The 11537-nt window shown below is 70.5% G+C and carries 10 protein-coding genes; 2 read left to right on the top strand and 8 right to left on the bottom strand.

Going from position 1 to position 11537, the window contains the following annotated elements; genetic code table 11:
• Both waaF and GTP44_RS26195 read left to right on the top strand, forming a co-directional pair.
• Positions 1 to 490 (top strand): lipopolysaccharide heptosyltransferase II (gene waaF / locus GTP44_RS26200; protein WP_161021715.1); only part of this gene is annotated, 490 nt, incomplete at its 5' end.
• A gap of 39 nt (positions 491 to 529) precedes the next feature.
• On the top strand, positions 530 to 2077 hold the full coding sequence (locus GTP44_RS26195) for a GGDEF domain-containing protein (protein WP_161021714.1): 1548 nt from the start codon (positions 530 to 532) through the stop codon (positions 2075 to 2077).
• A gap of 22 nt (positions 2078 to 2099) precedes the next feature.
• On the opposite strand, the gene GTP44_RS26190 is transcribed toward GTP44_RS26195, so the two are convergent.
• The 8 genes from GTP44_RS26190 to GTP44_RS26155 all read right to left on the bottom strand — a co-directional run.
• A complete protein-coding gene (locus tag GTP44_RS26190) occupies positions 2100 to 2843 on the bottom strand; it encodes an alpha/beta hydrolase (RefSeq protein WP_161021713.1) in 744 nt (247 codons plus the stop codon).
• Positions 2844 to 2853: 10 nt separating this feature from the next.
• A complete protein-coding gene (locus tag GTP44_RS26185; protein WP_161021712.1) occupies positions 2854 to 5784 on the bottom strand; it encodes a beta strand repeat-containing protein in 2931 nt (976 codons plus the stop codon).
• A 12-nt stretch (positions 5785 to 5796) separates the two neighbouring features.
• Positions 5797 to 6735, bottom strand: a complete 939-nt coding sequence (locus GTP44_RS26180; RefSeq protein WP_161021711.1) for a type II secretion system F family protein — start codon at positions 6733 to 6735, stop codon at positions 5797 to 5799.
• 10 nt (positions 6736 to 6745) lie between these two features.
• Entirely contained in the window at positions 6746 to 7723 is a 978-nt protein-coding gene (locus tag GTP44_RS26175) for a type II secretion system F family protein (RefSeq protein ID WP_161021710.1), read from the bottom strand.
• A gap of 2 nt (positions 7724 to 7725) precedes the next feature.
• Entirely contained in the window at positions 7726 to 9081 is a 1356-nt protein-coding gene (locus GTP44_RS26170; RefSeq protein WP_161021709.1) for a TadA family conjugal transfer-associated ATPase, read from the bottom strand.
• The gene (locus tag GTP44_RS26165; protein WP_161021708.1) at positions 9078 to 10259 is read right to left on the bottom strand and encodes a CpaE/TadZ family protein; all 1182 of its coding nucleotides are present in this window, start codon (positions 10257 to 10259) and stop codon (positions 9078 to 9080) included. The genes GTP44_RS26170 and GTP44_RS26165 overlap by 4 nt, the downstream gene beginning before the upstream one ends.
• Before the next feature lie 12 nt (positions 10260 to 10271).
• Positions 10272 to 10535, bottom strand: coding sequence for a hypothetical protein (locus tag GTP44_RS26160; RefSeq protein WP_161021707.1), 264 nt, complete (start codon positions 10533 to 10535; stop codon positions 10272 to 10274).
• A gap of 8 nt (positions 10536 to 10543) precedes the next feature.
• Positions 10544 to 11537: type II and III secretion system protein family protein (locus tag GTP44_RS26155; protein ID WP_371867335.1), on the bottom strand; the 994-nt coding region annotated here is incomplete at its 5' end.

Below are 11537 nucleotides of genomic sequence, written 5' to 3'. Positions count from 1 at the left end.
GATGGCGCCGGGCGCCGAATTCGGCGGCGCCAAGCGCTGGCCGGCGCGCCATTTCGCCGGCCTGGCGCAGGCGGTGCTGGCGCGCGACGCGGCGACCCAGATCGCGCTGCTCGGTTCGCCCAAGGACCAGGAGGCGTGCGCGGCGGTGGCGGCCGCCTTGCCGGCCGACGCGGCGGTGTTCAATCTGGCCGGCGCCACCAGCCTGGCCGAGGCGATCGCCCTGATCGCGCACGCGGCGGCGGTGGTGGCCAACGATTCCGGCCTGCTGCACATCGCCTCGGCGCTGAACCGCCCGGTGCTGGCGCTGTACGGCCCGACCGACCCCGACCACGCGCCGCCGTTCTCGGATCTGGCGGCGTCGCTGTCGCTGCGGCTCGATTGCGCGCCGTGCAAGCAGCGCGAGTGCCCGCTGGGCCATCAGGACTGCATGGTCAAGCTGACGCCGGAGCTGGCGTGGCAGCATCTGCGACCGATGCTGGACGCCGGCTGAGCGCCGGCGGCGCATCGGCGGCATAAAGCAGACATGGCCATGACCCGCGTTGCCCCCCTGTTCAAGCGCTTGTCCTTCAGCTTCTGGGCCACGGTGTTCGTCAGCGTGGTCTGTCTGACGCTGGTCGGCCTCGACGTCTGGCGCAGCCTGTATGCGCGCACCGAGCAGCTGAACGAGATGGAGCGCCAGGGCGCCAACCTGGCGCGGGCGATGGCGCAGCAGGCCGACGACACCATCAAGGCGGCCGACATCGCGCTGATCGAGATGGTCGAACGCATCGAGACCGACGGCCGCGGCGCGGCGCCGCTGGCGCGGCTGCAGCGGCAGATGCGCGCCCAGGTCGACAACCTGCCGCAGCTGCTCGGGCTGTTCGTCTACGACCGCGACGGCCGCTGGCTGGCCAACTCGCTCGGTCTGCCTGTTCCGGCGTACAACAACGCCGACCGCGAATACTTCACTTACCACCGCACGCACCCTGGGCGGGGCGCGCATGTCGGCCGGCCGGTGGTCAGCCGTGCCACCGGCAAGTGGATCATGCCGGTGTCGCGCCGCCTCAACCGGCCGGACGGCAGCTTCGACGGCGTGATGGTGGCGGCGCTGGACATCGATTACTTCCGCCGTTTCTACGAGAGCTTCGACCTCGGCCGGCACGGCGCGGTGGCGCTACTGTCCAACGACGGCGTGCTGATGCTGCGCCAGCCGTTCGACGCCACGCGCGTCGGCGGCGGCATGCGCGATAGCGAACTGTTCCGGCACTACGCCAGTCTGACCGGCGCGGCGCGGGTCGGCAGCGCCTCGCTGCATTCGTTCCACGACGGCGAACTGCGGCTCAACAGCTTCCGCCCGCTGCCGCACTATCCGCTGTTTGTCACGGCCGCCTTGTCGCGCGAGGAGATGCTGGCGCGCTGGCGGCGCGACACCTGCACCCGTTCGGCGGCGGTGCTGTTGCTGGCGGTGTTCATCGGCTTTTTCGGCCGGCGGCTGGTGGCGCAGATCGCGCGCCGCGCGCGGGCCGAGGCCGCGCTGCGCGAGGCGCGCGACGCGCTGGAAAGCGCCAACCGCACGCTGGAGCGGCAGGCGATGTCGGACGGCCTGACCGGGCTGGCCAACCGGCGCCATTTCGATGTCTCGCTGAGCAACGAGTTCAGCCGCGCGACGCGGCACCAGCATAGGCTGGCGTTCATCATGATCGATGTCGATTACTTCAAGCAGTACAACGATCTTTACGGCCACAGCGCCGGCGACGAGGTGCTGCGCGCGGTCAGCCGGCTGATCCGCGCGCTGACGCCGAAGCGGCCCGGCGACCTGACGGCGCGCTACGGCGGCGAGGAGATCGGCATCCTGCTGCCGAACACGGATCTGCACGGCGCGCAGGTGGTGGCCGAGCGTATCCGCGACGCGGTGGAGGCGTTGCGGCTGCCGCATCAGGGCAGTCCGTTCGGGCGGGTGACGCTGAGCGCCGGCGTGGCGGCGATGACGCCGCAGCGTGGCGTGCATCTGACGGGCACGCTGGTGGAGGCGGCCGACAAGGCCTTGTATGCGGCCAAGTCGGCAGGGCGCAATCGGGTGACTTTGGCCGCGCCGTAAGCCTCGTCGTTCCGGCGCCGGGCTATTTTTGCAGCCGTTGCAGCGCGCCGCGCGCCACCGTCGGCGAGACGATGTGGGCGCCGTCGAATTCCTCATACGCGACCTCGTAACCCTCCTGTGTCAGCCGCTGCGCGATGTCGCGCCCGCGCTGGACCAGCAGCACCCGATCCGCCGTGCCGTGCGCAACAAACACCCGCGGCTGGCCCTCGCGCCGCAGCGGCGCCATGCAGCCGGGCGAGAACGCCAGAATATCGCTGAACACCTGCCCGTTCATCAGCCCCACCGACAGCGCATACGAGGCGCCGTCGGAAAAGCCGGCGATCGCCATCGCCCGCTCGTCCACCTGGTAGCGCTGCATGGTCCACAGCAGCGCGCGGTCGATGAAGGCCAGGTCGGCGCCGAAGCCGCCGCGCAAAAAATCCCAGCTGCTCGACAGCGCGTCCGGGATCAGCAACAGCGTGCCCTGGCCGATCGCGTGCGCCAGCGCCAGCTGATCGGCGCCGCCGTGCTGGCCGCCGGCGCCGTGCAGCAGCAACAGCAAGGGCAGCGGCTCGCCGTGCGCGCCGCTGCCCGAGTCCAGATGCGGCGGCACGTGCAGTATCGCCGTGCGGCCGTCGGCGAACGATAGTTGGTGGGTGCCGGCGTCCAGCGCCGGCTGGCGCTGGTGGGCGATCTGCCGCAGCACGTCGGGCCGCGCGTGCAGGCGGCCGTCGGCGTAGGCGGCGGATTGGGCGGATTGGGCCGATGGCGTGGCGGGATGGTCCATGGCGGCGCGCTCAGTCGGTGACCGGGAAGCTGGTCTGCGTGACGGCGCCGCTCGGCGTGGTCACGGTGATGGTCAGCGCGCCGCTGCTGACCGGGTTGCTGCAGTTGAAGGCGACATCCTGCACGGCGTCGCTGATCATCTGCACCGCGTAGGTCCAGGCGCTGGCGTCGGCGGCGCTGGTGTTCTGCACCGTCAGCACGGTGTTGCCGAGCAGGACGCCGTTGCTGCTGCTGAAGGCGATCCGGGTGCCGGCCGGCAGCGGGTTGCCGGGCCGGTCGAACAGCCAGGTGGCGTCGTTCGGATGGGCGCTGCGCAGGTTGGGCGCGAACACGGTCGGATTGTTGTCGCGGATGGCGAAACGGAAGGTGCGGGTGTTGTTGACGAAGCCGCTGCCGGTGACGCACTGGGGCAGCGCCAGCGTCGGCGTCACGCCGGCCACCGGCGTCTGGTCGAGGTAGGTGATCGCCGGCGTCGAGTTCGACAGCACCATCACCAGCGCTTGCTGCACATGCACGGTGTTGGCGCTGCCGCCGGCGCCGGGCGATTGCAGCACGCCGTTGTAGACGCCGTTGCCGTTCTGGTCCCAGTTGCCATTGCCGTTGGTATCGATATAGGCCTCGCCGCTGACGCGCACGGCGTTGCCGCTGGTGAAGGCGTCGTCGCCGCCATTGGCGTTGAGGTCGGTGACGGCGCGGTCGTTGCGGAACGGATCGCCGAGGTCGGTGAAGGTTTCGCCCTTGTCGTAGCGGTTGTTGCCGTTGGCGTCGACAAAGTTTTCCTCGCCCAGCGCGTAGGCGAGCACGGTGACGCGGCCGTCGGCCGGGCGCGGGTTGCCGGCGCAGAAGCGTACCGTGCACTCGCCCGGCGTGCCTTTCTGCGTGATGACGGTGCCGTCGGTCAGCGTGGTCTGCGTCAGCCCGGTCAGGCAGGAGGCGTCGATGGTGCCGCCCTCGGCGGTGAAGCTGACCGCCGTGCCGTCCGGCGCCGGGTTGCGGAAGTGGTCGGCCAGGCGCGCGGTGATCAGTGTGCCGGCCGGCGCCGGACAGCCGTTGAACTGGCCGCCCTCGACATTCTTGATGGCGGCGCTGAGCGAGAAGGCGCCTTGTTCCGGCACGCCGGTCGACACCACCAGCTGGTCGGACAGCGTGCTGATGGCGCCGCCCGGCAGGCTGGCGCTGACCCGCACCGGCGTGTTGACCGTGCCCGACTGCACGGTGGTGCTGACCACGCCGTTGGCGCCGGTGACGGCGCTGGCCGGCGTCACACTGAGGCCGCCGGCGCTGGTGTTGAGCGCGAAGTTGACGCTCTGGCCGACCACCGGGTTGCCGCCGCCGTCGAGCACGCGGAAGGTGACGGTGGCGCTTTCCTGGCGGCCGGCGCCGCCGGTGCCCTTGAGCGCGATGTTCTGCGGCAGCGCCGAGACGAACACCAGCTGGCCGGCGGCCGGCGCCAGCACGGTCAGGTTGGCGCTGGCGCTCAGGCTGGCGCCGTTGTACACCAGCGTGGCGGTGATGGCATCGACCGCGCCGCAGCCGAGGTCGGTGTACGAGGTGCTGGCGACGCCGTTGACGCTGGTCACCGGGGTGCCGATGCGCGCCTTGCCGGCCGCCGCGCACGGCGAGCTGAAACTGATGGTCTGGGCCGGCGCGTACAGCTTGCCGGCGCTCAGCACGGTGGTGCTGAGGCTGGCCGTGCCGCCGGCCGCCAGCGGCGTCGGCGTCACCACCGGCGCGCTCAAGCTCAGCACCGGGAAGGCCACCGCGTAGTTGGTGGCGGCGTTGACGACCACGCCGTTGACGCTGGCGCTGGCGCTGGCGGTGTAGCCGGCCGCCACGCTGCCGGCGTTGAGCGTGACCGTGGCGCGGCCGTTGGCGTCGGTCAGCGCGGTGCCGGTGCTGGGCGTCAGCGCGCCGCCGCGGTCATTGGTGAGGAAGCTGACCACGGCGTTGGCGACCGGCGCGTTGGCGGCGTTGCGCAGCGTCGCCACCAGCGTGCCGGGACTGTCGGGCGCGATGCTGAGGGTGCCGGCGCCGTCCGGCGCCTGCAGCGCCAGCGTCAGCGATGGCGCCGGTTGGGCCGGCGGCGCGCCGTTGGGCACGCTGACGGCGTAGCTGATGGCGCCGCTGACCGGGGTGCCGGCCACGCTGGCGCTGGCGGTCACGGTGAAGCCGCCGGCCAGCGTGCCGACCGGCAGCGCCACCTGGGCCACGCCCTGGGCGTTGGTCAGCGCGGTGCCGGTGGACGGCACCAGCGTGGTGCTGGCGTCGGTGCTGGTGAAGCTGACCACGGTGTTGGCGACCGGCGCGCCGTTGGCGGCGCGCACGGTGGCCACCAGGCTACCGGGGCTGGACGGGGTGAGCGCGGTCAGCGGCATGCCGTTGACGTCGTTCAGCGCCAGGAGCAGCCGTGGCGTGTTGGCCAGCGGCAGGTTGACGCTGTAGTTGACGCTGGCGCTGGCCAGCTTGCCGCCGACGGTGGCGCTGGCGGTGACGCTGAAGGCGCCGGCGGTGCCGCCGGCCGGCAGCGTGATGCTGGCGGTGCCCTTGGCGTCGGTCAGCGCGGTGGCCGAGGCCGGCAGGAAGACGCCAGTGCGGTCGGTGCTGACGAAGCTGACCAGCGCGTTGTTGACCACGGCGCCGGCGCCGTCCTTCAGCAGCACCACCAGCGTGCCGGGGCGCTCGGGGGCGATGGTGGCGGTGGGCGCGCCGCTGGCGTCGGTCAGCAGCAGCGTCATGCCGGGATTGCCCGCCGGCGTGCCCGGTGTCGTCGGCGTGCTGGTCGGGCAGCCGGGCAGATTCGGGTCGCGGCTCGGATCGAGGGTGGCGCAGCCGCCGTTGCCGCCGCCACCGCCGCCGCAGGCGGCCAGCAGCACCGCGCAGCACAGCGCGATGCACAGGTTCAGCAGGTAGCGGCGCAGCGTCGCGATCCGGGGCACGGTCATGGTCACTCCTGGTCAGTTGGCGCCGGCCATGGCCGGCAGCAGGTTGCGGTACAGGTTCAGCATGGCGGGGCCGAGCAGCACCACCAGCAAACTCGGGAAGATGAAGAAGATCAGCGGGAACAGCAGCTTGAGCGAGATCTTGGCGGCGTGTTCCTCGGCGCGCTGGCGGCGCTTGGTGCGCAGCTGTTCCGACTGCACCCGCAGCGAGTCGGCGATGCTGGTGCCGAAACGGTCGGCCTGGATCAGCATCGTCACCAGCGCGTCGACGTCCTCGACGCCGGTGCGCAGCGCCAGGTTGCGCAGCGCCTTGTCCTTGGCGCTGCCGGCGCGCAGCTCCAGCGTCACCAGCTGCATCTCCTCGGCCAGCACCAGGCTTTTCAGGCCGATCTCGTTGGCCACCCGCGCCAGCGCGGCGTCCATCGCCAGCCCGGCCTCGACGCACACGGTCATCAGGTCGAGCGCGTCGGGGAAGGATTCGAAGATGTCGCGCTGGCGCGTCTTGACCACGTGGTTCAGCAGCAGGTTCGGCAGATAGTAGCCGAGGCCGCCGGCGACGACCATCCACAGCAGCTTGACGTTGCCGTCGGTGGCCACCGCCTTGCTGCTCAGGTAGAGGAACACGATCAGCGGCAGCAGCAGCGCCAGCCCGGTCTTGCCGGCGTAGAACAGCGCCGGTGTCGACGGCGTGCGCCAGCCGGCGTTGATGAAGCGCAGCCGCACCGGCGAGTTTTCCCAGCCCTCGGTCGGCAGCGACAGCCTGGCCAGCGGCGCCGCCAGGTTGACGATGTGCTCGATCCAGACGGCGCTCTTGCGGGTTACCCGGCTGTGCTCGTGCAGCGCCTCCAGCCGGTCCTTGACCGGGTTGCTGCTCAACAGGCGGATCGCCAGCACCACGCCGCCGAACACGGCGATGAAGACCACCAGCAGGAACATGATCTGAACGATGGTCATGGCGCCCCCCCTAGACGTGGATGGTGGTGATCTTGCGGATCGCCAGCATGCCGATCAGCATCAGCGCGGCGGCCACGCCCAGCATCTTGCGGCCGCCGGGATCGGTGAACAGCACTTCCAGCGAGCCGGGATTGACCACCGACACCAGCGCGCCGACGGCGAACGGCATCAGCCCCAGCACCCAGGCCGACATGCGGCCCTCGGCCGACATCACCTTGACCTGGCCGAGCAGCTTGAGGCGGTCGCGGATGATGGCGCTGATCGAGGCCAGCAGGTCGGTCAGGTTGCCGCCGGTCTCGCGCTGGATCAGCACCGCGATGACGAAGTAGCGCAGGTCGGTGCTGGGCACGCGCAGGGCCAGGTTCATCAGCGCGTCCGGCATCGACACGCCGAAGTTGACCTCGTCGAAGACGCTGCGGAATTCGGCGCCCAGCGGATCGGGGATTTCCTCGCCGACCATTTTGAGCGCGGTGGGGAAGGCGTGGCCGGCGCGCATGGCGCGCCCCATCATGTCGAGCGCGTCCGGCAGCAGCGCCTCGATGCGCAGGATACGCTTGCGCTTGGCGCGCAGCGCCTCGAAGACCGGCAGCGCGGCGACGCCGGCGCCCATCGCCAGCAAGCCGAACCACGGCAAGCCCAGCACGCCGGCCAGCACGGCGCCGAGCACGAAGCCGGCGCCGATCAGCGCGCACAGCTGGGCGGCGCTCATGCCGCGCCCGGTCTGCAGCAGCAGCCGGTCGAGCTTGGCGACGCCGGGCAGCGCCGCCAGCAACTGCTGCACGCCGGCGTCCCGCGCCAGTGTGCGCTCCTTGGTGATCGACACCGCCCGTTCGCCGCCGCCGCCGTCGCCGAGGGCGTTGCGCAGCCGCCGCGCGACGCGTTCGGCCTCCGGACCGCGGGCGCGGTTCCAGCCGCTGTAGGCGCCCCACACCAGCAGCGCCACGGCGGCGAACAGCAGCACGATGAACAGCGGCAGGCGCAGGTCCATGCTCAGTGCCCCGCCGGATCGAACACATGGGCGTCGAGCTGGACGCCGAAGTTGCGCAGCCGTTCGAGGAAGCGCGGGCGGATGCCGGTGGCGGCGTGGTGGCCCAGCACCTTGCCGTCCTCGGCCAGGCCGGTCTGCTTGAAGGCGAAGATTTCCTGCATGGTGATGATCTCGCCCTCCATGCCGGTCACCTCCTGGATCGACATCACCTTGCGCTTGCCGTCGGTCAGCCGCGAGACCTGGATCACCACCCCGACCGCGCTGCTGATCTGCTGGCGCATGGCCTTGGTCGGCAGGCTGGCGGCGGCCATCGACACCATGTTCTCCAGCCGGGTCAGGCCGTCGCGCGGGGTGTTGGCATGGATGGTCGCCATCGAGCCCTCGTGGCCGGTGTTCATCGCGCCCAGCATGTCGAGCGCCTCGGCGCCGCGCACCTCGCCGAGGATGATGCGGTCGGGCCGCATGCGCAGCGCGTTGCGCACCAGCGCGCGCTGCGTCACCTCGCCCTTGCCCTCGATGTTGGCGGGCCGGGTTTCCAGCCGCACCACGTGCGGCTGCTGCAGTTGCAGCTCGGCGGCGTCCTCGATGGTGACGATGCGCTCGCTGGGATTGATGAAGCCGGAGATGACGTTCAGCATGGTGGTCTTGCCGGAGCCGGTGCCGCCGGAGATGACGATGTTGACCTTGGCCTTGCCGAGGCCCTGCAGCACCTCGGCCATGTCGGCCGTCATCGAGCCGTAGGCCACCAGGTCGGCCAGCCGCAGCGGGTCGGCCGAGAAGCGCCGGATCGACATGATCGGGCCGTCGATGGCCAGCGGCGGGATGATGGCGTTGACCCGCGAGCCGTCCGGCAGGCGGGCGTCGACCATCGGGCTGGACTCGTCGATGCGGCGCCCCACCCGCGAGACGATCTTGTCGATGATCTTCATCAGGTGGGCGTCGTCGCTGAAGGTGACGTCGGTCAGCTCCAGCTTGCCGCGCCGCTCGACGTAGATCTGGCGGTGGGTGTTGACCAGGATGTCGGACACGGTGGGGTCCTCCAGCAGCGGCTCCAGCGGGCCGAAGCCGAGCATCTCGTTCTGGATGTCGCGCGTCAGCGTCTTGCGCTCGGCGTCGTTGATCACCACCGCGTCTTCTTCCAGCAGCTTTTCGACCAGGTTGCGCAGCTCGGCGCGGATCTGCTCGGGCGACAGCCGCTGCAGGCTTTCCAGGTCGACCCGGTCGAGCAGGGCGGCGTGCAGGCGCTGCTTGAGTTTCTGATAGGCGCGGTTGTCGATGCCGCCGTGGCTGCGCTGGCCGGAGCCGCGCACATCGGTGTTTTCCAGGCGTTCGCGCAGCGAGGCGGGGGCGTTGCTCATGGGGTGCTCCTGGCGGGACGCGCGCGCAGCCGCTCAAGCCAGCCGCGCTGCTGGGTCGGCGCGCGCTCGCCCGACAGCTGGCGCGCCAGCGCCGCCAGCGCCTGGCTGATCGGCGCCTGCGGCGACAGTTGCAGCACCGGCACGCCCTGGTTGACCGAGGCGGCGGCGGCGTCGTAGTTGTTGGGGATGGTGAAGCCGATGTCGGCCTCGAAGGCGCTTTCCAGATCCTTCAGGCGGATTTCGCTGTGCTTGTCGTGGCGGTTGACGATCAGCTGGACTTTGTCGCGGCCGTATTCCAGCGAGCGGAACACGTTGAGCAGGCGCTTGCTGTCGCGGATGTAGGGCAGCGTGGTCTGCAGGATGGGGAAGATCAGGTCGGCGTGGTCGAGCGCGCGGATGCTGACCGCGTCCAGGCTGCGGCCGACGTCCAGCACCACGAAGTCGTACTGGCGGCGCGCCAGCTTGAGGATGGCGTCGATGTGGTCGGGCTTGACGTCGTTGGCGTGCGCCGGGTCGGACGGCGCCGCCAGCACGCCGTAGTTGGGCGTGATGCTCAGCATCGATGAGGTCAGGAATGACGGGTCGAGCCGGTGGATCTGCTGGGCGACGTCGCTCAGCGTGGCCAGCGGCTTGTGGTCGGAGACGAACAGCGAGGCATCGCCGAACTGCAGATTCATGTCGATCAGCGCCACCTTCTGCTTGCCGCTGGCGGCCAGCGCGTAGCCGAGGTTGGTGGCGAGGAAGGTGGCGCCGCTGCCGCCCTTGCAGGAGATGAACGCCAGCACCTTGCCGTTGGCGTGGCCGCGCCGCTCCAGCTTGTCGGCGATGCGCTCCATCGCCGGATACAGCGCGCCGCTGGCGACCGGCGCCGGCAGCACCTCGCGCACGCCGGCGCGCATCGCCTGCAGCAGGAACGGCGGGTCCTGCTCGGTGCACAGCGCCACGCAGGCGATGTTGGGGTGCTGGGCGGAGAAGCGTTCCAGGTGGTCGAGGTCGTCGTCGGCGGCCAGCGGCCGGTCAATGATCAGCACGTCCGGCATCTGCTCGTCGGTCAGCGCGGTGACGCGCGCGACCGGGCCGGCCAGATGGTTGATTTCGTCGGACGGCGAGCGCGCCCGCAGCAGACGCATCAGTTCGGCCAGTTGTCTTTCGTCGCGGGAAATAACGGTGATCTTCAAGGGGGCCGCTCCTTATCGGTTTTTGCCGGCGCCGATGCCGAAGGTGGCGCTTTGCTCGTCCTTGGTGCTGAGCGCCTGCTGATAGTTCTGGTAGGCCGCCGCCGCCGCTTGCGGGTCGAGGCCGTTGACCGGGCTGCGGTTGTCGACGGCCCGCGGGTTCAGCGTCTGCTGCGCCTGCAACTGGCGCAGGCTGTGGCCGAACTGGCGGTCCAGCCGCGGCGCGGTGCCGCAGGCGGTCAGCGTCAGCAGGGCGGCGAGGATCAGGGGAATGCGCATAGCGCCTCCTAGTGGTTGCCGCCGGGCGCGGGCGGCGCCGGTGGCGTTGGTGGCGTTGGCGGGGGGGCGCCTTCCAGCTTGCCGTTCAGGAAAAAGTCGAAGCGGCTCGGCTGCACGTAGTCGTCGGTCGGCAGTTTTGGCTGTGGCGGCAGCGGCTGCGCCAGATGCGGCGTGACGATGAACACCAGCTCGGTGCGGTCGTTCTGGAAGTCGCTGCTGCGGAACAGCGCGCCGAGGATGGGAATTTCGCCCAGGCCGGGGAAGGCCTTGATGCTGCTGGTGACGTTGTTCTTGATCAGGCCGCCGATGGCGAAGCTCTGGCCGTCGAACAACTGCACGGTCGTGCTGGCGCGGCGCGTGGTGAACGACGGCAGCACGGCGGTGGCGTTGCTGCCGGTGGCGCTGATGCCGATGCCTTCGCGGTTCAGCTCGGACACCTCGGGCGACACGCGCAGGTTGATGCGGCCGTTGTCCAGCACGGTCGGCGTGAACCTGACGGCGATGCCGTATTCCTTTTCCTCCAGCGTCACGCGGCTGCCGCCGCTGGTGCTGTCCTGCGCCACCGGGATGAAGATTTTGCCGCCGGCCAGGAAGCTGGCCTCCTGGCCGCTGATGGCCATCACGGTCGGCTCGGCCAGCACCTTGACCAGCGCGTCGTTCTTTTGCGCGTCCAGCGTGAGGAATTTGCCGCTGCCCTGGTTGAAGGCGTCGAGCTTGCTCGGATTGCCGCTCAGCAGATTGGACAGCATGGTGTAGGTCCAGCTGCCGCGCGTGCCGTTCAGGCCGACGCTGGCGCCAAGCTGGTCGACCAGGGTTTTCGACACCTCGGCGATCTTCACCTCCAGCATCACTTGCTGCGGCGCGGCCACGCTCAGCATGTTGACCACGCGGCCGCCGCCACCCTGGCCCGTCAGGCCGGCGCTCGGGTCCATCGCGGCCTGGAAGGCGGCGCCGGCGGCCGCGCCGGAGGCGGCGGTGGGTGCGCCGTTGCCGGCCACCGCT

Origin of the sequence: Duganella lactea (genome assembly GCF_009857505.1) — a bacterium.
In the GTDB taxonomy this organism is placed as follows: domain Bacteria; phylum Pseudomonadota; class Gammaproteobacteria; order Burkholderiales; family Burkholderiaceae_D; genus Rugamonas; species Rugamonas lactea.
Note: the sequence above shows the minus strand (reverse complement) of the source record. Positions and strands in the feature narration are given on the sequence as shown.

Bases quoted from the DNA above. Each gene is read 5' to 3' on its own strand.
- GTP44_RS26160 (WP_161021707.1), bottom strand. From the start codon at position 10,535: ATGCGCATTCCCCTGATCCTCGCCGCCCTGCTGACGCTGACCGCCTGC.
- GTP44_RS26170 (WP_161021709.1), bottom strand. From the start codon at position 9,081: ATGAGCAACGCCCCCGCCTCGCTGCGCGAACGCCTGGAAAACACCGAT.
- GTP44_RS26185 (WP_161021712.1), bottom strand. From the start codon at position 5,784: ATGACCGTGCCCCGGATCGCGACGCTGCGCCGCTACCTGCTGAACCTG.
- GTP44_RS26190 (WP_161021713.1), bottom strand. From the start codon at position 2,843: ATGGACCATCCCGCCACGCCATCGGCCCAATCCGCCCAATCCGCCGCC.
- GTP44_RS26175 (WP_161021710.1), bottom strand. From the start codon at position 7,723: ATGGACCTGCGCCTGCCGCTGTTCATCGTGCTGCTGTTCGCCGCCGTG.
- GTP44_RS26195 (WP_161021714.1), top strand. From the start codon at position 530: ATGACCCGCGTTGCCCCCCTGTTCAAGCGCTTGTCCTTCAGCTTCTGG.
- GTP44_RS26180 (WP_161021711.1), bottom strand. From the start codon at position 6,735: ATGACCATCGTTCAGATCATGTTCCTGCTGGTGGTCTTCATCGCCGTG.